The organism is Pseudidiomarina sp. WS423, assembly GCF_050750165.1.
GTDB classification, from domain to species: Bacteria; Pseudomonadota; Gammaproteobacteria; order Enterobacterales; family Alteromonadaceae; genus Pseudidiomarina; species Pseudidiomarina fusca.
The window spans coordinates 572,734-595,607 of record NZ_JBOJLN010000001.1 but is presented as its reverse complement, the minus strand read 5'-3'; the positions used below and the strand labels follow the sequence as shown (position 1 = coordinate 595,607).

The following is a 22,874-nucleotide window of genomic DNA, read 5'->3' as shown; positions in this document are numbered from 1 at the left end:
TGGGTACTCCTATGATTGATTGTTGTTACTAGCTATTGAACAGAAGGAAAGAAGAAAATGCAACGGGTAAAAATTTGGGACGCATTCGTGAGGCTTAATCACTGGCTGATGGTCGCTTTAGTGGTAGCGCTTTGGTGGACCGCCGAGCAGGGTGAAATGGAACGTCACTTACAGTTGGCTGGCATATTGGGCGGTTTAATCGTTGCACGCATACTGTGGGGCCTTTTCGGTAGTGAATCAGCACGCTTTAGTCGCTTTGTAAAAGGCCCTGCTGCAGTCGTTGAGCACTTCAAAGAATTAGGGCAAGGACAGTATCAACCAGGCAATACTCATAATGCAGCTGGTGGCTGGGCGGTCGTTGCTCTACTGCTAGTATTGTTGGTGCAATTTACCACAGGGTTATTTGCCGATGATGAGATTTTCTTTAGTGGCCCGCTGGCTAGTGCTGTAAGCGGTGACTTGTCAGATTTTTTAACGGGTATTCACAAAGATAACTTTAATGTGTTGATTGCTGTTGTGGTGTTGCATGTTGTCGCAATTATTCTCTATCGCTTACGCGGCATTAACTTAGTTGCGGCCATGATTCACGGCAAACGAGAAGGGGTAGCAGCGCCGCGTTTGGTCAATGCTTGGTGGGCAATAATAGCGGTAGCCGCACTGGCTACCGCATTCTATTTCTTCATTAACTAAGTATTGGTTTAGTCTTTGTATTGGTCGTGGCAGGCTTTGCAGTTTTTCGCCGCGGCCATAAAGGCTTTGCGAATATCACCTTGGTCACCAGACTCCGCTGCCGCAGCTAAGGCTGCAGCGTCTTGTTGAAATGACTCGGCGCGCTGCATAAAGTCGTCCCAATTATCCCAAATGGCAGGTAAAGCATCGCTGTTATTACCTGGCATTGCACCAGTTTGGCTAAAGCCAATCCAAGGCATAGCGCTTAAGGCTGAAAAATCTGCCGCTCGAGCTTTAAAAATTTCACCATCAAATTCCATATCACCTTTCACCATATCGCCAAGGTAAGCAAAGTTATTTTGCATGAGCGAGAGTGCTTTTTGACGATATTCTACGGCTTTATCGGCATCATTAAAGGCATGTTGTGCTTGCACCGGGCTGAAAGCTACCGCACCAAACACTACAATGCCGCTTAGACATGACCACAGAGCTGATTTTAAACGCATAATAATCTCCTTGATTTTAGCTATTTAACGTTTGCAGTACGCTTTTCATCCCTAAATGGATTGCACACTGATAAGACTCAATTTACTGTAGCATGATAATAATCACAAAACCTTATTAAGGGGAACCAGATGAAAGGGAATAATCACCTAAGTAAACTGGCGTTGGCACTATGCGCAGCCTTACCGGCTACTGTCATGGCATCACAAACAACGCCAGTACAAGGGTTACACGACCACAGTTCAAGTTTTGTGGCACTACAAAATGCTACAGTTGTTACAGAGCCAGGAAAACAACTTAAGAATGCCACATTAGTTATCCGCAATGGTAAAATTGAATCTATCTTAACTAATAATCAAGCTCCTGCTGGCGCTCGGGTTGTAGATGCGAGTGGTCACACGATTTATCCTGGATTCATTGACGCATACAGCGACTACGGTTTGCCTAAAGCGAATGGTGGTGAACGTGCGCCTTATCGCAGTCAACCACCGCAATACAACAACAAGCGTGAAGGTGGTAACGCAGCGAACGATGCAATTCATGCTCAAGTAGATTGGGTGGATTCTTTCGCAACCTCAAGTAAAGATGCTAAAAGCTACATCGAACAGGGCTTTACGGCGGTTCAATCAGCTCGCTTAGACGGTATTTTCCAAGGGCAAGCGACCACTGTGTCACTAGCCGATACGATTGCTAATAATGCCGTGTACAATGCCAAAGCACGACATTTTGGTTCGTTCGATAAAGGCTCATCAAAGCAACAATATCCATCTTCTTTAATGGGCTCTATTGCGTTGATTCGACAAACTTTGTCTGATGCTGCCTGGTATGAAGACGCAGCTGGCAAACAAGCTTACAACGGCCCGGTAGAATATAATGCCGCACTGGCAGAATTAGCTCCCATAGAGCAAGAAGGCATAGTTTTTAAAGTGTCTGACGATAAAGACTTGCTGCGTGCCTATGATGTCTTTAGTGGATTTAAAGTTCCTGTAACTTTTGTTGGCTCTGGTTTTGAATACGCTCGTTTAGATGCGATTAAAGCAACTAAAGCACCAGTCATTCTTCCTCTTAACTTTCCGGCAGCACCGGAGGTAAAAGGAGTGGATGATGATCTTGATGTGAGTCTTGCTGACTTACGTCACTGGGAGCGTGCGCCGGGTAATGCTGCTGCATTAGCGCAAGCTGATATTGACTTCTCTTTTACGTTACACCAATTAAAGAAGGCTAGTGACTTCTGGCCTAATTTACGTAAAGCCGTAGCCCACGGGTTATCTAGCGACAAAGCCTTGGCCGCGCTAACAACCGTACCAGCACAAATTGCTGGGGTTAGCGATAAAGCAGGAAAATTGGCTGCAGGTTATATGGCCGACTTTGTGGTTGTCGAAGGCGATTTGTTCGTTGATGGAACCATTAAATCAGTTTGGCTACAAGGACAAGAAGTTGAGTTGGAGCCACTGCAACAAGCTGATTTTGCCGGCAACCTCACTCTTAACCTTGCGGATAGTGAGGTAAGTCTTGAACTCAAAGATGGTAAGCGGCCATCTGGCAAGCTCAAAGTAGGGGACGAATCCGTTGCCTTGAAAGATCTTCGTCGCACGGAGTCGACCTTAGAATTCGTAGTCAACACTGCACTGTTGGATCAGACAGGTGCTTGGCGCATTCGTCTCGATCAAACCTCTGCTGATAGCTTTACCGGTGTGGCTATAGCTCCAAATGGCTCTAGCCTACCAATCAGTGCTAATCGTGCCGCTGCAGCAGAGCCCGCTGCAGAAAAAGCAACCACAACTCAAGCGAATTATGTGAGCCGGTTAACCTTCCCGAATGTGGCGTACGGTTTAGATGCTTTGCCTGAGCGTCAGAATGTACATATTAAAAATGCGACCGTGTGGACCGCCGATGAAGCGGGCGTCCTCGAAAATACTGATGTGTTAATTCGTAATGGTGAGTTTTACAAAATTGGTAAAGATCTTGCGACGCCATCCGGGTATACCCTGATTGACGGCACTGGCAAACATGTGACGCCAGGCATTATTGATGAACATTCACACATTGCTATTGAAGGCGGCGTGAATGAGGGATCAGAAGCGATCACTGCTGAAGTGCGAATTGGTGACGTGGTTAATCCAGATGACATCCACATTTATCGCTCGTTGGCAGGCGGTACCACCATGGCGCAACTACTTCATGGCTCAGCGAACCCTATGGGTGGACAGGCGCAAGTTATTAAACTGCGTTGGGGAGCAACGGCCAACGACATTAAATTTGATGCAGCGCCACCAAGCATTAAATTTGCGTTGGGTGAAAACGTGAAGCAAAGCAACTGGGGCTCGGCTTACACCGTACGTTATCCACAAACGCGTATGGGCGTTGAGGCAGTTATGCGTGATGGCTTTATTGCTGCACGTGAATATCAACAACGTCGCGATGCCTACAACAAGCTAAGCCGTAAGGAGAAGGCGCGTACTGCACCACCACGTCCAGATTATCGCTTGGAGACCTTACTTGAAATCCTCAATAAGGAACGATTTGTTCATGCGCACTCGTATGTGCAATCAGAAATCTTGATGTTATTGCGCTTAGCTGAGGAGTTTAACTTTACGCTAACCACCTTTACCCACATTTTGGAAGGCTACAAAGTTGCTTCAGAAATGGCCAAACATGGCGCTGGTGCATCGACCTTTGCTGATTGGTGGGCATTTAAGTTTGAAGTTTATGATGCCATTCCTTACAACGCCTGTCTGATGGCTGACAAAGGCGTGTTAACCAGCATTAACTCGGATAGTAACGATTTGCAGCGTCGCTTAAATACTGAAGCAGCGAAGTCTGTAACCTACTGTGGTATGTCAGAGCATGAAGCTCTACAAATGGTCACTTTGAATCCTGCGAAACAACTTAAAATTGACCAATACGTAGGTAGTATCAAAACCGGCAAACATGCTGACTTTGTGATTTGGAGTGGTCATCCACTAAGCGCTTACTCGCACCCAGAACAAACTTGGATCAATGCTCGTAAATACTTTGATCGTGAGTACGACCAGCAGTTGCGGGCGCAGTTGCAGCAAGAAAAGCAAGGCCTGATTCAGAAGGTATTAGGTGCCACTGATGAAGAGCGTCAGGGGAGTGCTAATGGTTACAAACCACAGCAGCCAACCTGGCACTGTGATGACAATCATGATGTCTGGAGCGATGCTTATACCGCTCATGGTGAGCACATCCACATCAACCATTCGCACACTCAGGCTGAATAAGGAGAGCAACGATGAAAAAATTAGTAACAGCGGTAGTTGCCGCCAGTTTAAGCGTTGCTGCATCAGCACACGACATGGTGCCCGGCAAAGCACAGCAGCAGCCCATTTTACTGCAAGGTGGCACCTTGCATACAGTGACCAATGGGGTACAGCAAAATACTGATTTGCTGTTTGAAGATGGCAAGATCACAGCCATTGGCAACGATTTAACAGTACCAGCGAATGCTCGTGTGATTGATGTGAGCGGACGTCATGTTTATCCGGGTTTAGTTGCCCTAGATACCACGCTAGGTTTGATTGAATTAGAGGCAGTGCGTGCTACGAACGATATGCGTGAAGTTGGCCAAATCACTCCTGAAGTAAGTGGTCATGTGGCTTACAATCCTGATTCGGAAATTACTCCAACGGTGCGTTTTAACGGCATCACTCATGCCCAAATCGTACCACAAGGTAATTTGATTGCAGGTCGCTCAAGCCTTTTGCAAACCGATGGCTGGACTTATGAAGATGCTGCTGAAGCACTCGATGTGGGCGTGCATGTCAATTGGCCACGAGCAGGGCTTAATAATGCTTGGTGGGAGCGCCGTTCAGCTGATGAGCAGCGTAAAGCCAATGCCGAGGCACTAAAAAAATTAAAGCGTGCCTTTACCGACGCGCGGGCTTATTTTGAAGCGAAAAAGGCCGGTCAGCTGAATGGCACAGATGTACGTTGGGAGGCTATGCTTGGATTGTTTGCTGGTAGCAGCAAACTGTTTGTGCATGCCCATGACAAGCGCCAAATGGAACAAGCACTTGAATTTGCTAAAGAGCAAGGCTTTGACTTGGTATTGGTGGGCGCCCGTGATGCGTGGCGTATCGCTGACCAACTAGCGGCAGCTGACGTGACTGTTGTTTACGGCGAACCCTATGGTTTACCAAGCCGTCATGACGAAGCTTATGACCAGGCCTATAGTACTCCAGCATTATTAGCAGCAGCTGGCGTTGATTTTGCCTTGGCTTATTCTACGGGCTTCTGGGATGTGCGTAATTTAGCATTTGCCGCAGGTAATGCGGTAGCTTACGGCCTTGATAAAGAACAGGCGTTAGCAGCTATTACGATAAAACCAGCAGAAGTCATGGGCGTTGCGGATAAAATCGGCTCGTTGGAAGTTGGAAAACAAGCGTCATTGATTATTTCGCAGGGCGATGTCATGGATCATTTGGGGCAAAAAATTCAGCATATGTTTATTGATGGTGCTGAAGTAGACCTAAACAATCGACATAGACAGTTGTATCAGAAATATCAGCAAAAGCCTTGATTTTAAAGGGCTGACGCATAAAAAAGAGCTCCATCTGTAAAGCTGGAGCTCTTTTTATTTAAATAGCTGTTATGGGTGCGATAAAGTATTGTAATGTGCTGCGCAAGTTGGCAGTATCTTGCTATTCATAACAGTTGAAGAGGACGTGCAGATGCCTTTACATCGCCAATTTGCCAATGACGGCAAAGAACTCATTATTGCCATCAAAGGTAAATTTGACTTCAGTTTAGTGCAAGAATTTCGCCAATCCTATAGCGATATAGGTGACCAACAGCCCACCGTATTTATAGACCTGCGTGAAACTGAATATTTAGATAGCTCAGCGTTAGGAATGCTACTGAATATGCGCAAATCCCTTGGTAAGTCAGTGAAATCTATCCATGTGATTAACTGTCGACCAGAAGTGCGTAATATTCTTGATATTTCGCGTTTTGATAAGCTTTTTGTAATTGAGTAAGTTCCTTGTATACCAAGGTTATGGCACCGTCCTTGTCAGCAACGAGTGAAATGAATAGCCGCACAAACTCAGCTGCAGCAGCTCCTTTGTGGGTACTGCAGGATGGGTCGGCTAATGCTCAGGCCTTATTGCAGCGTTTACAGCAGTTGGGTTACCACGTGGAGGTGATTCAGCCAGCGCAGTTGTTAACAACAGAGGTTACTGTGGTTCCTTTGGTTGTTATCGTTAATGAAACGCGCGAAGCATTGCTATCTGAGTGGTGGCAACAGGTATCCAGTTACCTGCGTAACTCGGCTTTATTAGTGTCGGATAGCCAGGCCTTGGTACAGAATCATGCACACAAATTTGCGTATGTAGCCTCTTATCACGATGTTGATGACGTGTTGCGGTTGAAAATTCAGTTATTAACTAACCAGAGTTGTTACCGCCAGCAAATAGTGGAGCTCAAACAGGCACTGTCTTGGCATAAGGCGCGGGTAGACCGAGAACATCAACTGGTTGAGCATATCTTTCAGAATGCTCTTAGTCGTAACTACCTGGATTATCCTCACGTAAATACTTATTTAACGCCGGTGTCCAAATTCAATGGCGATCTTTGCTTAATAGCTCCGGGGCCGTTGGGGAATTTGTACATGTTAATGGCGGATTTTACCGGTCATGGTTTAGCACCAGCAACAGGAGCCTTACCGTTGTCGCAGGCGTTTTTTGCGATGTCAGATCGCGGTGTTTCGGTCGCAGAGATGGTGACTGAATTTAACTTTCGGTTAAACCGGTTACTCCCTAATGACATGTTTTGTGCCGCAATTTTACTAGAATTATCAGCCAATGGTGAACGCGTCACATATTGGAATGGTGGCATGCCAGCAGCCTTGGTCTGTGATCAAGCAGGAACCGTGTTACGGCGCCTAGATCCGCAGCATATGGCGCTAGGGGTGTTAGATGATGATGATTTTGATAGCCGTGTCACCACATTTAGAGCGGCACCACATAGTTCCATCGCCATGTTCACTGACGGTGTGATAGAGTTACTTGGCCATCAGCAAGAGTTTCTTGGGGCTGATGCGCTTGAAAAAATGCTAAGCCAGTATCCTAACACAGAGCGCTTTAATGAGCTGGTCAACGAACTTGAACATTTTCGTGGCGAAACGCCATTACGCGATGACCTATCGTTAGCTATTCTTTATTGCCGTCCCACCGGTTTAGGTGAAGTTAAGCCAGAGCCGGATATGCAAAGTTTACCTTTCAAATTAACTAGTGAGCTCCACCCTGAGCAGTTACGAAGCATTGATCCGGTCAGTAATTTAATGGCGGCGCTAAGCCAATTACCCCTATTACGACGGCATCGTACCACTATCTATCTGTTGTTAGCGGAAGCCTTTAATAACGCATTAGAGCATGGCTTATTGGGGTTAGACTCGGCACTGAAGAGCCAGCCAGAAGGGTTTGCTGAGTACTATCAACAACGTGCCGATAGGCTCAATGCACTTCAGCATGGCTGTATCTTGGTCACCATAGAGCTTCAAGCGAGTACTAAGCAGCTCAAAATCACCGTGGCTGACAGTGGTGATGGCTTTATCGCACCCCCAAGTGAGCCCTGCGTTAGGGTGGCAACGGAACAGAGTTACGGGCGAGGATTAGAGCTATTACGACAGATGACAACTGATTTACAATGGAACCAGGCGCAGCGCGAAGTATCTTTTACCTACAGCATGTAGTCGACAAGTTTGCATGGCTTTGCCATTACATCTTATCCAAACTTAACCACCAGCGAATTTAACCTTGTAGCCCTGTTGTTCTAACCACTGTTTGGCGCGCTCACGCTGATCGCCTTGCAGTTCGATCGTGTCCTGCTTTACAGCACCGCCAACGCCGCAATGCTTCCGTAAGGCAGAAGCCATATTGGCCAACAATTCTGGCTGCTTGGGAAGATCTAGAATAACGGTTACCCCTTTACCTTTACGTCCTTTTGTTTGACGTTGCAAACGTAACGGATAATCGCTCGGTTGTACGCTAGTTTCATCGGCTTCTGGATTACTTTCAGCGGCTGTGTCCGTGAGTTTAAACCCCAGCCCCTGTAACTGATCTTGTAAACTACTCACCTTCACCTCGAACTTGTTACTAGTGAAAACTGCCAAGTTGATATATATTTTAGTTATAACGAATGCGGTTATAAAACCTTAAATGCTATGAGGTGTCTATGAAGTTACAACAGCTCCGCTATATTGTGGAGATATTAAACCACAACTTAAATGTTTCAGCGACCGCAGAAAGTTTGTATACCTCTCAGCCGGGTATTAGTAAACAGGTAAGAATGCTAGAAGACGAATTAGGAATTCAAATATTTGCCCGCAATGGCAAGCTGCTAGATGCCGTCACCCCAGCGGGCCAAGAAATTATCAAAATTGCACAGCAAATGTTAGCTCATACGGATGCCATCAAGGCAATTGCGGCAGAATACACCTTACCTAATCAAGGTAAGCTCCATATTGCTACAACCCATACCCAAGCTCGATATGCTCTGCCAACCATGATCAAAGCTTTTACCAAACGCTATCCGCAGGTAACTTTGCACATGCACCAAGGGTCGCCAGAACAAATTAGTGAGGCGGCAGCCAAGGGTAAAGCGGATTTTGCTATTGCGACTGAGGCGTTACACCTCTATCAAGACCTGATCATGTTGCCGTGTTATCACTGGAATCGCTCGATTATTGCCCCACCAGATCATCCTTTAGGGCAACTAGCAGAAGTGACCCTTACCGATTTAGGCAACTATCCCATCATTACCTATGTGCATGGTTTTACTGGGCGCTCCGAGTTGGATAAAGCATTTAATCAAGCGGGTATCAGACCCAACGTGGTATTTACAGCAACCGATGCCGATGTGATTAAAACCTACGTACGAATGGGCTTAGGAGTAGGCGTGGTAGCAAGTATGGCGGTAACTAAAGAGCAAGATAGTGATCTGATATGTTTACCAGCACAGCATTTATTTGCGCCTAGCACCACTAAAATAGGCTTTCGTAAAGGGACTTTTTTACGTAGCTACATGTACGATTTTTTGGAAGGTTTTGCGCCCCATTTGAGTCGCAGTAAAGTGGATGAGGCCATGCAAAAACGTTCACAAGAAGAAATAGATAGAATGTTTTTGCATACCCAGTTACCTACTTGGTAAAGCGTCTGTGCGCAGCATTAAGTGAATTCATGCTGCGCACTATTGAGCTAGTTAGGTTTGGTCATTAGCACTCGATGATATTTACCGCCAAACCGCCGCGAGCCGTCTCTTTGTATTTGGTTTTCATATCATTCCCTGTATCCCACATGGTTTTGATGACTTTATCCAAGGACACTTTATGATCGCCGCTACCACGCAATGCCAACCGCGCCGCATTTATCGCTTTTATCGATCCCATTGCATTACGTTCAATACAAGGAACCTGCACTAAACCGCCGACCGGGTCACAGGTAAGCCCGAGGTTATGTTCCATGCCTATTTCTGCAGCATTTTCTACGGCACTTACGCCGCCACCCATGAGCTCGGCCAAAGCTCCGGCTGCCATGGAACATGCAACACCAACCTCGCCTTGGCAGCCCACCTCGGCGCCAGAAATAGAAGCGTTCTTCTTGTATAGAATGCCAATTGCCGCAGAAGTGAGTAAAAAGCGCACCACGGTTTCTTCATCCAAAGGGGCAATGAACTTGTCGGCATACTTCATCACCGCCGGAATAATTCCAGCTGCGCCATTGGTGGGCGCAGTCACGACTCGTCCGCCTGCTGCGTTTTCTTCATTCACCGCTAACGCAAATAAGTCCACCCAGTCCATCGCTTGCATGGGGTCTGTTGATTTTTCATTCTTCAGACGTTGGTAGAGGCCCGGCGCACGACGGCGTACTTTCAAGCCTCCGGGCAAAATGCCTTCGGTGCGGATGCCGCGGTCGATACAGGCATCCATGGTATGCCAAATGTGCATCAAGCCACTACGAATATCGGCCTCACTGCGAAATACTTTTTCGTTTGCCAACATCAGCGAACTAATCCGTAGCCCGTGTTCATGACATAGCTTGAGTAATTCATCGCAACTATCAAATGGATACGGAATAGGTTTGCTTGATTGCTCAATAGCTTCTTCTAAGCTGTCGTCAAAGTCAGCATCTCGGACAATAAAACCACCACCAATAGAGTAGTAGAGATCTTTGTAGATCACCTCGTCTGCGCGATACAGCCGTAGTTCCATTGCGTTAGCATGACGTGGCATGGTTTTGCGACGATGGAAAACAATCGCCCCGGTAGCAGGGAACTTCACCGGATATTTGCCTAGTAAAGCCAATTCTTGAGTGGTTTCAGTTTGTTGTAAAAACTCATCAACTTTGGTGGTATCTACGGTTTCAGGTTGCTCTCCGGCTAAGCCAAGGATCACTGCTTTACCTGTACCATGGCCTTTTCCGGTTTGCCCGAGTGAGCCAAATAGTTCCACCACAATGCCATCCGCTTGTTCGAGGCCTACGGCTTGTTCTGCAGCTAATAAAAACTCGTAAGCAGCCCGCATGGGGCCCACAGTATGAGAACTTGACGGGCCGATGCCAACTTTGTAGATATCAAACACGCTAATCATAAATAAGTTCCATTTTTAAAATTCAATCATTTAAAGGGCGATAGAATAACTTACGTTCAGGGTAAATGTGGTCTGCTAACTCACGTAACATACCTGCCGTGGCGCCCCAAATATTTCTTTGTTGATAGGGGATAAAGTATACCTGATCGTAAATAAAACGCTGTAGCCGATACACATAATGTTGATGTTGATGCAGCACATCTTGTAGCGGCACGGTAAAAATTTCCGCAACTTCGCGTTGCTCGGGGACAAAGGGTCGTTGGGGCGTGATCAAGCCTACATAAGGGCGGATCAGAAAATTACTAATGACTGGATAATCTTGTAGTTGCCCCACAATCGTTACATCGTCTGGGTGTAAGCCTATTTCTTCGTGACTTTCGCGTAAGGCGGTGGCCAATAAATCTTGGTCATGAGGGTCTTGGCGGCCGCCAGGAAAGCTAATTTGTCCCGCATGATTACGCAATTGCGCACTGCGCTGAGTTAAAACCACATGCAATTGGCCATGCTGTTCTAACAAGGGAATCAGCACCGCTGCCGGGCGTAGTCGTTTGAGCACAGGCCGCTGCAGTGGCTGTCGGTGATGGAGTTGGAAACGCTGCAAAAACTGTTGGCGATTCATGCCTGTGCCTCTGGTTTTGGGAGAGCGCTTAAGACTGGCAAAATTCGCGCAACCTTATCAAAGGTTTCTTGATATTCGCTGGCGCATTCAGAGTCGGCAACTAAGCCGCCGCCGGCCCAGCAATGGATGGTACCGCTATGACTATTACCGGGCTGTGTATGAGTTGCTACTAAGGTGCGTATAGCAATACTGGTGTCAGCTTGGCCATGTTGTGAAAAATAACCAAAACTACCGCAATAGTAACTGCGCCGATGAGGCTCTAACTCTTCAATAACTTCCATGGCGCGGATTTTGGGCGCGCCAGTAATAGAACCACCAGGAAAGCATTGTCCCAGTAGTTGCAGGCCTTGATTTGCCTGCGCTAACTTACCAACCACGGTGCTGACCAAGTGATGCACAGCAGGGTAAGACTCAATGGCGAATAAGCGAGGCACTTTGACCGAGTCCGGCAAACAACAGCGACTTAAATCGTTACGCAATAAATCGACAATCATGACGTTTTCTGCTCGATCTTTACTGGCTTGCTGTAGCTGGTCAGCTAAGAGCTGATCTTGAGCAGGGTCTGGATGACGTGGCCGAGTGCCTTTGATCGGTTTAGTCTCTACGTCACCCGCAGGTGAAATAGCTAAAAAGCGCTCAGGCGATAGTGAGAGTAGAGCTCCCTCAGGCAACTGCATATAGGCAGAATAGGGAGCATTATTGTGGCTTCTTAAGGCTTGGTACGCAGCCCAAGTCGAGCCTTGAAAAGAAGCGCTAAAACGCTGAGCTAAATTCACTTGATAGCAGTCGCCAGCACGTAGATAAGCTTGTACTTGAGCAAATTTTGTCGCATAGCTAGTGGCGTCCATATTGGCTTGCCAGTCACCCGCCAACCAGAATGATGCCGGAGTTTGCTGTTGGCAATGTTGCTGTGCCGTTAGCCAGAAGTCGGTTAATTGCTGTACTTGGGCGGCTGGCGCTAGCAAGAAAGTATCACCACTACTGCGCTGTTGCATCAGGGCTTGGTGATAAACGCCAACACTCAGATCTGGTAGTTCAATGTCTGCCGTTGCTAAGCTGGGCAACTGTTCTAAAGCGCGACCACAGTCATAACTCCAAGCCCCAGCAAGGCCCCCTTGAAAGGGTAAAAAATCAGGACCAGTATAGGCTGGTACTTGGGCTAACGCTTGCGCCAATTGCTGCGGCCAAGCCTGGCTATTGGTTACAGTGGTCACCGGTTGACGAAAGATCATATCCCATTGCGCTTGAGCATTATTACAACTATCTAGCAAGAGTGCCCAAGGCTCGCTGGCGCAGTAGCTAAAAAGCTGCGCTAAGGTTAGTTTAATTGGAATTTTTACGGCAACTAACTTCAAACTGATAACTCCTGTAACTTATTCGCCGCTAGCATAGCATAAAGTCGTAGTCTGCAAGCATTAGCAAAACTGGTCAGAGCCGTGACAAAAGGCTATCATACCGTCAACTTTACGTTACCTGCCGCAACTCCTAAGAGTTCCTTGCCCGCGTTCTATTAAGCTAGCTCGAGCAAGGATCAGAGAGGTGGCTATTAGGTATCCCATCTAAGTGACAACCTGAGGTATCCATGGCTATTATTCGTCAGTCTGATTTTATTGAAAGCATTGAAGATGCGTTACAATACATTTCTTATTACCATCCACTTGATTTTGTTCAGGCATTAGAAAAAGCCTATCACCGCGAACAAAGCGAAGCTGCCAAAAATGCCATCGCACAGGTGTTAACGAACTCCAGAATGTCAGCCCAAGGGCACCGTCCAATTTGCCAAGATACTGGTATTGTCACTTGTTTTGTGAAAGTTGGCATGGGAGTGCAATGGGACAAGACTGATATGACAGTACAGCAGATGGTGGATGAAGGCACACGCCGCGCTTATACTAATCCAGATAACCCATTACGTGCATCGATTGTGGCGGACCCAGCAGGCAAGCGAAAAAATACTGGCGATAACACCCCGGCCGTAGTGCATATTGATATGGTTGCTGGCGATCACATCGAAGTGATGATTGCCGCCAAAGGGGGCGGTTCGGAAAACAAATCCAAAATGGTCATGCTCAATCCTAGCGATAACATCGCTGACTGGGTAGTGGAGACCATGCCTAAATTAGGCGCAGGTTGGTGTCCACCGGGTATGATTGGGCTAGGAATCGGTGGTACGGCAGAGAAATCTGCGGTGCTAGCTAAAGAAGCTCTGATGGACCCTGTTGATATTCAAGAGCTATTAGATCGCGGTGCGCAAACTGCCGAAGAAGAACTGCGCTTAGAAATTTATCATCGCGTGAACAAGTTAGGGATTGGTGCCCAAGGTTTAGGCGGTGTCACCACAGTGATGGATGTGAAGATTAAATCTGCACCAACTCATGCCGCATCAAAACCGGTGACCTTGATTCCGAACTGTGCAGCTACACGGCACGCACACTTTGTTTTAGACGGTTCTGGTCCGGCGGACTTACAACCACCTAAATTAGAAGACTGGCCAGATATTACCTTTGAGCTAGGTGATAACGTACGTCGCGTTAACTTAGATACCGTAACCCAAGCGGATATCGAAACATGGAAGACCGGTGAGACTGTGCTGTTGTCGGGTAAAATGTTAACTGGCCGCGACGCAGCACATAAGCGAATCAAAGATATGCTGGATCGCGGTGAGCAGCTACCCGTGGATTTCCGTAATAAGTTTATCTATTACGTGGGCCCTGTTGATCCGGTAGGTGATGAAGTAGTGGGGCCGGCTGGCCCGACTACTGCAACTCGCATGGATAAATTTACCGACATGATGCTAGAGCAGATCGGTATTCTAGGCATGATTGGTAAGGCTGAGCGTGGGCCAGCAACGGTTGCAAGTATTAAACAACACAAGGCAGTGTATTTGATGGCCGTTGGTGGTGCAGCTTACCTTGTTGCTAAGGCGATTAAAAAAGCACGGGTAGTAGGCTTTGAAGATTTAGGAATGGAAGCCATTTATGAGTTTGACGTAGAAGATATGCCAGTGACGGTGGCAGTGGATAGTACCGGTGAAAATGCCCACGAGACTGGGCCAGCCATTTGGCGGGTAAAATTGGAAGCTGCCGATGCTTAACTTGCCGTTATGGCAGATACTAGCGAGTGTTGCTGGTATTGCGGCGATTGGCATGTTGTTAGCTTGGTTCGTCTGGGTGCCGCGTTTGCGCACCCAGCTGCGGCATCAACAACAGCACGCGCAGCAGCAACTGGACTTTGCTCAGCAACAGTTGGCTCAACTGCAACAGCAGTTACAACAGCAACAAAGTGATGCGGAGCAGCGGTTAGCCAAGGCTGAGCAACAGCGTGAGTTAGCTCAGCAACAGGCTCATACTGCGCAAGCTAAGCTGGCCGCCTTAACTGCTGAGTTGCAAGCAAAACTTGCTAGTGCAAAAGAAAAGCAACAGCTGCTAGAAGACAGTGAAGAGCGCTTAAAACAGCAATTTGAGCGTTTGGCACAACAGATTTTTGAGCAAAAATCTGAGCGTTTACAGCACACGAGTAAGCAAACGCTAGAAACGACTCTGGCACCTTTTAAGCAGCAACTTGAGGCTTTTAAAACTCAGGTGAGCCAGCAATACGCTGATGAAATAAAGCAACGTTCTGCGTTATCAGAGCAGGTGAACTCGTTGCGTGAACTCAATCAGCAGATGGCGGCCGAAGCTGAGGCCTTAACTAAAGCATTAAAAGGTGATGTAAAAACTCAGGGTAACTGGGGCGAGGTCGTGCTTGAACGTATTCTTACCCAATCAGGTTTACGCGAAGGCCATGAGTATGAAACCCAAAGTCATTATCGTGATGACGATGGTAAAAGTTTTAAACCTGATGTGATTGTGCACTTACCTCATGCCAAAGACGTAGTGATCGATTCAAAGGTCTCACTGGTTGCCTACGAGCGTTATTTTAACAGTGATGACGAGTTAGCCCGTGAACAGGCGCTGAACGAGCATGTCACGTCGCTACGAAATCACATTAAAGGCTTGGGTAAGAAGAATTATCAACAGTTAGACGGGGTTCGAACTCTTGATTACGTGTTGATGTTTATACCTATTGAACCTGCTTTTCTATTGGCTGTTGATAGAGATCCTGAGCTGATTCGACTGGCGCTAGACAACAATATTATGTTGGTAAGTCCAACCAATCTGTTGGTGGCATTAAGAACGGTTAACAATATTTGGCAATACGAGTATCAGAATCAAAATGCTCAGAAGATAGCTACAGATGCAGCAAAATTATACGACAAGTTTGTCGGTTTTATTGATGATATGCAGCGAATTGAAGGTAGTTTAGATGCTCTTCGTAAGCATTACGATGGAGCTATGAACAAACTTTCTACGGGGCGTGGCAACTTAGTGGGTAGGGTTGAACAATTCCGTAAGATGGGAGTGCAAACCAGTAAGCAACTTGATCCTAAATTACTACAAAACGAAACTACCGACGATAATGAGTGATGGTTCTATTTGGATGTACAAAAAAGCCCGCTATAAGTAGCGGGCTTTTTATTTGTGACCGTATTAACGGTTAAACCAGAGAACCCCACAAATCGTACTCGTCTGCATGCTCAATGAGCACCTCAACACGGTCACCAGGTTGTACGTTGTGTTCGCCATTGAGGTAGACCAAACCATCAATTTCAGGGGCGTCTGCATAACTACGGCCAATAGCACCTTCGTTATCAACCTCATCAATCAAAACGGTTAAAGTACGACCAATTTTAGCCTGTAACCTAGCTGCACTGATTTCTTGCTGCACTTGCATAAAACGTTCATAACGCTCTTGCTTAATATGTTCTGGCACTGGGTCAGGTAGATCATTAGCTTTGGCGCCTTCGACATCAGAGTAGGTGAAACAGCCCACCCGATCTAACTGTGCATCGCGCAAAAATTGGAGTAGCTCTTCAAATTCTTCGTCAGTTTCACCCGGAAAGCCAACGATAAAAGTGCTACGAATGGTTAAGTCTGGACAGATTTTTCGCCAGTTTTGAATACGTTCAAGCGTGCGTTCTGCTGAACCTGGGCGCTTCATTAAGCGTAAAATACGCTTATTGGCATGTTGTAACGGAATATCCAAGTAAGGCAAAATTTTGCCCGCCGCCATCAGTGGAATCACATCGTCTACAGAAGGGTAGGGGTAGACGTAGTGCAACCGTACCCAGATGCCGAGTTTACCTAGGGCTTCGCACAGAGCAAGCATGCTGGTTTTAACCGGTTGGCCATCCCAAAAACCGGTCTTATGTTTTACATCCACGCCGTAAGCACTGGTATCTTGAGAGATCACCAGTAATTCTTTTACACCAGCATTTGCCAGTCGTTGGGCTTCGCTTAGTACATCACCGATAGGACGGCTGACTAAATCGCCACGCATGGATGGGATGATGCAGAAAGTGCAGCGATGATTACAGCCTTCTGAAATTTTTAAATAGGCGTAATGACGAGGAGTCAGCTTAACTCCAGTATCTGGAACTAAGTTCTCAAACGGAACTCGCTCAGGTGTTGGCACGTATTTATGCACATGCCCCATCACTTCTTCATAAGCATGCGGGCCGGTAATAGCTAGCACGTTAGGATGAACTTCACGAATCTCGTCATCTTTGGCACCGAGGCATCCGGTGACAATTACTTTGCCATTTTCAGCCAAGGCTTCACCGATAGCATCTAACGATTCCTGTACGGCTGAATCGATAAAGCCACAGGTATTAACGATAACAAGGTTGGCATTATTATAGCTGTTAACGATATCGTAGCCTTCGGTACGCAGCTGCGTAAGAATGCGCTCTGAATCGACTAAGTTTTTTGGACAGCCGAGGCTAACAAAGCCAATTTTTGCGCCAATATCATTGGCTGTTTCAGGGGTAAAGGTTTCAACACTCATGCCAACACTCTGCAAGTTTCATAAAATAGCCGCAGATTATAGCACCCACGGCTATTTGTTGCCTATGGCTACGAGCTGATCCGATTAAACTTAATATGATCTACCCACAATGCAGTGGCACCACAGACTGCGACTGGAATCATGATTAAGTTAACTAGCGGAATGGTCGCTAAAAAAGCAACTAAACAGCCAAAAGACAGGCTTTTACCTTGGCGCGCACCCAGTTCTTGGCGCATTGCTTTGAAGCTTATCTTATGATTATCGAACGGGTAATCAGCGTATTGAATGGTCATCATCCAACCACTAAACAAAAACCAAAGAACCTGACCAATAATAGGCACAAATAGAAGCAGTAAGCCAAAGGCTAATGCTCGAGGTATAAAATAAATGATTTTCTGAAACTCGCGACCAATAATGCGCGGGATATCTTTAACCATACCGCTAACCCCGCCATCGACAGGGACAATCCCGGTAAGTTTATATTCTACTTTTTCAGCCAACAGGCTGTTAAAAGGAGAGGCGATAATATTAGCGACACTGGTAAAGGTGAGAGCAAAAATCAAGACCACGCCAATCACGATGAGTGGCCATAGTAAAATTTCTAACCAACGTAACCATTCGGGTAGCCAAGCCACCAATTGCGTAACACCGATACTGGTGTAGTGAAAGGTAGCGTAAATGGCCACAGAAAATAAGAGAATGTTAATGATTAGAGGAATAAGCACATAACGTCTTACTCCCGGCTGAAAAGCTAATTCAAATCCGCGCGCCACGTAGCTGGCACCAAAATCGCTGTAGGCAGTCATTCTTGATCCTTGAGTTGAATTATCCATTGCAGTATATCTTGCCCAATGGCCGTTCTATAGGTCAAATTGTAAGGGTAAGTTACAAGCTTGAAAATAAGTAAATAGATTACAAATAACAGGAATATTTGCTAAGGTTTTGCTTGTATCTTTAACGGGGCCATGTGCACTTGTATGAGCTCACAATATAACGACAATAAATGCGCTTAAAATACATAAAACTCGTTGGTTTTAAATCTTTTGTTGATGCCACTAAAGTTCCTTTCCCACACCAGATGACTTGTGTGGTTGGCCCTAATGGTTGTGGCAAATCAAATGTCATCGATGCGGTGCGTTGGGTGCTGGGCGAGAGTTCGGCCAAAAATTTGCGTGGCGATGCCATGACGGATGTCATTTTTAATGGCTCAACGGCACGTAAACCGGTATCACAGGCTAGCGTTGAGTTGGTGTTTGATAACAGCGCCGGACGGATGCAAGGAGAGTATGCAAATTACGCCGAGATTTCTGTTAAACGTCTAGTAACTCGCGATGGCCGCTCTGATTATTTTTTAAATGGGAGCAAATGTCGCCGTCGTGATATCACTGATTTATTTCTTGGTACCGGTTTAGGTCCGCGTAGTTACGCGATTATTGAACAGGGCATGATTTCGCGCCTGATTGAATCTAAGCCGCAAGAATTACGTGTTTTTCTTGAAGAAGCCGCCGGTATCTCTAAGTACAAAGAACGGCGTCGAGAGACTGAAACGCGCATGCAGCATACTCGCGACAATTTAGATCGCTTAAACGATGTCCGTGAAGAACTGGGCAGTCAATTAGACAAGCTGCAACGACAAGCCGCAGCAGCCCGCCGTTATAAAGAACTTAAACAGCAAGAGCGACGTTATAAAAGTGAGCTACAAGCATTACGTTGGTTAGCAACGGAGCGTCAAGCCGAACAGTTGCGTCTACAACAAGCTGAACAAACCACAGAATTAGAGCGCTGGCTAACTGAGCAACGAGGTAGTGAGCGAGGCAGTACTGAGTTACGCGAGCAAACGGCACAGAGTAAACAGCAGTTAGAACAGGTACAACATCAGCTTTATCAACTAGGTAATGAGGTAACTCGGCTCGAGCAGCAGTTGCAGCATCACCAGTTACAACGACAGCAACGACAACGTCAACAACAACAGTTACAACAAGAATTAACGCAACTGTCAGAAACGCTGGCGCAGGATAACGCTCAACAGCAGGTATTGGCCGCGCAATTACTTGAACTTGAACCTGAGCAAGCGCTAACTGATGAACAAGTGGTTGAAGCTCAGCTCCGATTTGAACAACATGAAGAAGCTTGGTTAGCTTGGCAAGATGATTATCAAGCAGCATTGAATCAGGCGCAGCACCAGCTGCAGCAACAACAGCAATTACATTTGCAACACGAACGCCAACGAGACCAAGTAGCTAAGTGTGCAGAAGCGATTGATGCGAATCAGCAGCAACAACAGCAACTGCTAGCTGAACTTGAGCACTATAACCTAGCCGCTACGGATCAACAGCGACAGCAGTTACAGCAGCAGATTAATGCAGCACAACAACAGGTTGCAGCATTATCCGAACAACTGAATGTGCACCAACAACAGTTTGAGCAAGTTGAACAGCAACGCCAGCAGCAGCAAACTCAGCAGCAACAAAACTTAGGCCTGCAAAGTGCCTTGCAACAAGCCCTCAAACAAGGCACGCATGAAGCGACCACCATGGACGTGCAACATTGGTTGCAGCAGCACCAATGCCCAGCGTTGGGGCAAGTGCAACAGTTACTGAAGGTTGAACAGAGCTGGCAGTTAGCGCTAGAACAACTGGTACAGCCCTGGCTGGGGGCATGGGTCATCACGCAGCCGTTGCCAGAGTGGCCTCTCTTCGCTGGTGCTCAAGTGGTACAGTTACAAGTAAAGCAGCCCCAAAAGGGGAGTGTGGCAGCGCTAGTAAGCGGACCTTTGCAACAATGGAGCTGGTTGCATTGCATTGCTGCCGTTGATGATGCGGCACAGGCGCAACAGTTGCTACAGCAAAACCAGTGGCTAGGTGCTATCAATCAAGCTGGGCAACTATGGTTAGCTGGAGGGTATCAAGCCAGCACAATGGATGCTGCTGCTAGTAAGCTCTTGCAGCAGCAACAGTTATTGCAGGTAGAAGCAGATCTAACTCGATTACAACAGCAGTTACAAGATTCCAGCCTTCGTAAACAGCAACTTCAGGAGGAGTTAAAGCTCCGGCATCAGGAATTGGATCAGGCCAAACAGAATTTGCACCTTTATCAAGCGGATTTACGTTCGATAGACGAGCGTTTTCAATGGCAACAACATCAGCAGCAGCAATTGGAGCAACGTCTACAGCAAGCCAAACAGCAGCACCAACAGTTGCTACAACAGCTCGTTACCGGCCAGCAGCAACAGCAGCAATTAGCTGAGCAGTGTGAGCAAGCAACGGAGCAGTTGCAGCCACTTGATGAGCAGCATTGGTTAACGCAACGCAATCACTTGCAACAACAACGTCAGCATTTACGTGAGGCATTAACAGCCCTACAACAAAGGCAAATGACGCAAGCAAGTGAGGTACAACAACTGCGCCAACAATTAACGCATTATCAGCAGTTAGCTCAACGAGCACGACAGCAACAGCAACATCTCCAAGCGCAGTTACAGCAATTGAAGCACCCAGAACAGGATGACGATACTGACGTAGAAGTGTTAGCGCTAACGTTAGAAGAAACCTTAGCGCAACGCGAGTTGATTGACGAGCAACGACGCGACTTAGCTAATAAAGTGCATGAATACGAAGAGCAGTTACGCCAGTTGACCAGCGGTGCTCAAGGAGTGCAGGCAAAGATTGAGCAAGCAAGGATGCGAGTACAAAGCACGCAAATGGAGCTAGCTGCAGTGCAAGAGCGTAGCCGCAGTATTTTAGCTGTATTAGCTGACTTGCAACAGTCACTTAAACCTATTCTTGAGGGGTTAGCTGAGGATGCTAACGAAACCGAGTGGCAAAGTAAGTTGGAACGCATCCAGCAGGCTATCAGTCGCTTAGGTGCAATTAACTTGGCAGCTATCGAAGAAGCTGAGACACTAGCTGAGCGTAAGCAGTATTTGGATCAGCAGAATGATGACTTAGCGGCATCATTAGCAACGCTCGAGGGAGCTATTCGTACCATAGATAAAGAAACCCGACAACGATTTAAGGCAACCTATGATGCCGTGAATCAGGGCTTACAAGAGCTGTTCCCAAAAGTGTTTGGCGGCGGGAATGCGTATCTTGAACTTACTGATGATGATTTACTTGAAACCGGAGTGACTATTATGGCGCGTCCCCCCGGTAAGAAAAATAGTACAATTCACCTGCTTTCTGGTGGTGAAAAGGCGTTAACAGCTTTATCATTAGTGTTTGCCATTTTTAGACTAAATCCAGCGCCATTCTGCTTGTTGGATGAAGTTGATGCACCTTTGGATGACGCCAACGTGGGACGCTTTTGTCGGTTGGTAGAAGAAATGTCGCAAAGTGTGCAGTTTATTTATATCAGTCATAATAAAGTCGCGATGGAAATGGCCTCGCATCTAGCCGGTGTTACCATGCAAGAACCCGGCGTATCGCGCTTAGTTGCTGTAGATATTGAACAAGCTGTAGCATTAACAGAGGCTTAGAGTACGATCCAATGCACCTGAGTGCGAGCAACATACAACAGGAATATCGACATAAATGAGTCACATGTTATGAATACAGTGCTGATTATTGGTGGTTCGTTATTAATTATTGCCATTATTGCTCATGGTATGTGGACCATTCGTAAGAATGAAAAACGCCAGCGTGAGCAAGTAGATGCTATTGCCAACAAACGGCGACAGGTGGATTCAGGGGGCTTTGATGATGATGGCGTAGGAGCGGTTCGGGTTATTGCTAGTGCTAGTGCTAGTGCTAACAAGAGCAAGACTACTGCGCCAACAAGCGGCGCCAAAGCGCGCCCCAGCGAAGCTAATAAACCAGCTCAAACCAATGAAACCACGCCCTCTGTAACTCAGTCAGCAGCCGTGGTAGCGACGGCTGCCGAGGATGCGGCTATCCCTGCGGTGGCGTCCGATACCTCGGCAATTCGTGCTACGGATGATGGATTACCTGACGAGCTGCCTTTGGCGCCGATTCGGGCTGAACATGATGATTTGTTTGCGCGAGGTCAACAGCCAGCGAGCTCGGTTGCGGACAAAGCAACAGCCGCGGTTAAAAAACCCCGAGATTCAGCGCCGGCCGAAACACCGCAAAGTATGGAACTACCGTTACAACATAGTGAGCAGGAGCCGGTCCTAACTGAAGAACCAGAAGAAGTTATTGTGCTGCATGTGGTCGGTCATATTGAAGGCAGCGTGTTGTTGCAACAAATGACCGAGCTTGGATTTAAATATGGAGATTTTGATATTTTCCATCGGCACGTAGATACTGCTGGTACTGGCCCTGTGCTGTTTAGTTTGGCTAATATGTATAATCCCGGCACGTTTAACATAGACACCATAGAAACTTTTACCACAGGCGGGGTTGCCCTGTTCTTAGCGTTGCCGATAAAGAGTAATTCGATGACGGCCTTTACCATGATGCATAACGCCGCAGTCAAATTGGCAGCTGCTATCGATCAAGGCCAAGTGTTAGACGAGCACCGTAATCCGCTCACTCGTCAAGCGACACAGCACATTCATCAGCGCATTCGAGAGTTTGAACGCAAGCGCCTGATAAGTGGTAAAGCTTAAGCCAAATCAGACCAAGACAG

The 22,874-nt window shown here is 46.9% G+C and carries 17 protein-coding genes; 10 read left to right on the top strand and 7 right to left on the bottom strand.

The annotated features are described in order from the left end of the window. Window positions 1-57: 57 nt before the first annotated feature. Window positions 58-690, top strand: a complete 633-nt coding sequence (locus ACQ661_RS02720) for a cytochrome b/b6 domain-containing protein (RefSeq protein WP_431667536.1) — start codon at window positions 58-60, stop codon at window positions 688-690. A gap of 8 nt (window positions 691-698) precedes the next feature. On the opposite strand, the gene ACQ661_RS02715 is transcribed toward ACQ661_RS02720, so the two are convergent. Next, window positions 699-1,175, bottom strand: coding sequence for a c-type cytochrome (locus ACQ661_RS02715; protein WP_313932102.1), 477 nt, complete (start codon window positions 1,173-1,175; stop codon window positions 699-701). A gap of 129 nt (window positions 1,176-1,304) precedes the next feature. Between ACQ661_RS02715 and ACQ661_RS02710 the strand changes: the two genes are divergently transcribed. The 4 genes from ACQ661_RS02710 (at window position 1,305) to ACQ661_RS02695 (ending at window position 7,888) form a co-directional block, all read left to right on the top strand. Continuing rightward, window positions 1,305-4,418 carry an amidohydrolase family protein gene (locus ACQ661_RS02710; RefSeq protein WP_431667534.1) on the top strand — a complete coding sequence of 1,038 codons (3,114 nt, stop codon included), beginning with the start codon at window positions 1,305-1,307 and terminating at the stop codon, window positions 4,416-4,418. Between the two features lie 11 nt (window positions 4,419-4,429). Continuing rightward, window positions 4,430-5,716, top strand: a complete 1,287-nt coding sequence (locus tag ACQ661_RS02705) for an amidohydrolase family protein (protein ID WP_153826755.1) — start codon at window positions 4,430-4,432, stop codon at window positions 5,714-5,716. A 151-nt stretch (window positions 5,717-5,867) separates the two neighbouring features. Beyond that, on the top strand, window positions 5,868-6,173 hold the full coding sequence (locus tag ACQ661_RS02700; RefSeq protein ID WP_110076222.1) for an STAS domain-containing protein: 306 nt from the start codon (window positions 5,868-5,870) through the stop codon (window positions 6,171-6,173). A 50-nt stretch (window positions 6,174-6,223) separates the two neighbouring features. Next, window positions 6,224-7,888 carry an ATP-binding SpoIIE family protein phosphatase gene (locus ACQ661_RS02695; RefSeq protein ID WP_313932104.1) on the top strand — a complete coding sequence of 555 codons (1,665 nt, stop codon included), beginning with the start codon at window positions 6,224-6,226 and terminating at the stop codon, window positions 7,886-7,888. Window positions 7,889-7,930: 42 nt separating this feature from the next. On the opposite strand, the gene ACQ661_RS02690 is transcribed toward ACQ661_RS02695, so the two are convergent. Next, window positions 7,931-8,272 (bottom strand): translation initiation factor, encoded by a 342-nt coding sequence (locus ACQ661_RS02690; protein ID WP_258306620.1) that lies wholly within the window; start codon window positions 8,270-8,272, stop codon window positions 7,931-7,933. A 98-nt stretch (window positions 8,273-8,370) separates the two neighbouring features. Between ACQ661_RS02690 and cysB the strand changes: the two genes are divergently transcribed. Further along, a complete protein-coding gene (gene cysB / locus ACQ661_RS02685) occupies window positions 8,371-9,345 on the top strand; it encodes an HTH-type transcriptional regulator CysB (RefSeq protein ID WP_110076224.1) in 975 nt (324 codons plus the stop codon). Between the two features lie 64 nt (window positions 9,346-9,409). On the opposite strand, the gene ACQ661_RS02680 is transcribed toward cysB, so the two are convergent. Genes ACQ661_RS02680 through pabB form a run of 3 tightly spaced genes read right to left on the bottom strand, consistent with a single transcriptional unit; the run spans window position 9,410 to window position 12,763 of the window. After that, on the bottom strand, window positions 9,410-10,783 hold the full coding sequence (locus tag ACQ661_RS02680) for an L-serine ammonia-lyase (RefSeq protein ID WP_313932105.1): 1,374 nt from the start codon (window positions 10,781-10,783) through the stop codon (window positions 9,410-9,412). Window positions 10,784-10,805: 22 nt separating this feature from the next. Further along, window positions 10,806-11,402, bottom strand: coding sequence for a CoA pyrophosphatase (locus ACQ661_RS02675; RefSeq protein WP_110076226.1), 597 nt, complete (start codon window positions 11,400-11,402; stop codon window positions 10,806-10,808). Further along, window positions 11,399-12,763: an aminodeoxychorismate synthase component I gene (gene pabB / locus ACQ661_RS02670; protein WP_431667575.1), complete on the bottom strand. Its 1,365-nt coding sequence runs from the start codon at window positions 12,761-12,763 to the stop codon at window positions 11,399-11,401. Before pabB ends, ACQ661_RS02675 begins: the two co-directional genes overlap by 4 nt. A gap of 221 nt (window positions 12,764-12,984) precedes the next feature. Here pabB and ACQ661_RS02665 point away from each other — a divergent pair, with 221 nt between their 5' ends. After that, entirely contained in the window at window positions 12,985-14,496 is a 1,512-nt protein-coding gene (locus ACQ661_RS02665) for a fumarate hydratase (protein WP_431667531.1), read from the top strand. Beyond that, a complete protein-coding gene (gene rmuC / locus ACQ661_RS02660) occupies window positions 14,489-15,868 on the top strand; it encodes a DNA recombination protein RmuC (RefSeq protein ID WP_431667529.1) in 1,380 nt (459 codons plus the stop codon). Before ACQ661_RS02665 ends, rmuC begins: the two co-directional genes overlap by 8 nt. Before the next feature lie 70 nt (window positions 15,869-15,938). Here rmuC and rimO read toward each other — a convergent pair whose 3' ends face one another. Both rimO and cysZ read right to left on the bottom strand, forming a co-directional pair. Then, entirely contained in the window at window positions 15,939-17,288 is a 1,350-nt protein-coding gene (gene rimO / locus ACQ661_RS02655) for a 30S ribosomal protein S12 methylthiotransferase RimO (protein WP_110076230.1), read from the bottom strand. Window positions 17,289-17,356: 68 nt separating this feature from the next. After that, complete coding sequence (gene cysZ, locus ACQ661_RS02650) at window positions 17,357-18,094, bottom strand: sulfate transporter CysZ (protein ID WP_431667528.1); 738 nt, start codon at window positions 18,092-18,094, stop codon at window positions 17,357-17,359. A 197-nt stretch (window positions 18,095-18,291) separates the two neighbouring features. Here cysZ and smc point away from each other — a divergent pair, with 197 nt between their 5' ends. Further along, window positions 18,292-21,762: a chromosome segregation protein SMC gene (smc, locus tag ACQ661_RS02645; protein ID WP_431667526.1), complete on the top strand. Its 3,471-nt coding sequence runs from the start codon at window positions 18,292-18,294 to the stop codon at window positions 21,760-21,762. A gap of 69 nt (window positions 21,763-21,831) precedes the next feature. Next, window positions 21,832-22,854, top strand: coding sequence for a cell division protein ZipA (gene zipA, locus ACQ661_RS02640; protein WP_431667524.1), 1,023 nt, complete (start codon window positions 21,832-21,834; stop codon window positions 22,852-22,854). Window positions 22,855-22,874: the final 20 nt, after the last annotated feature.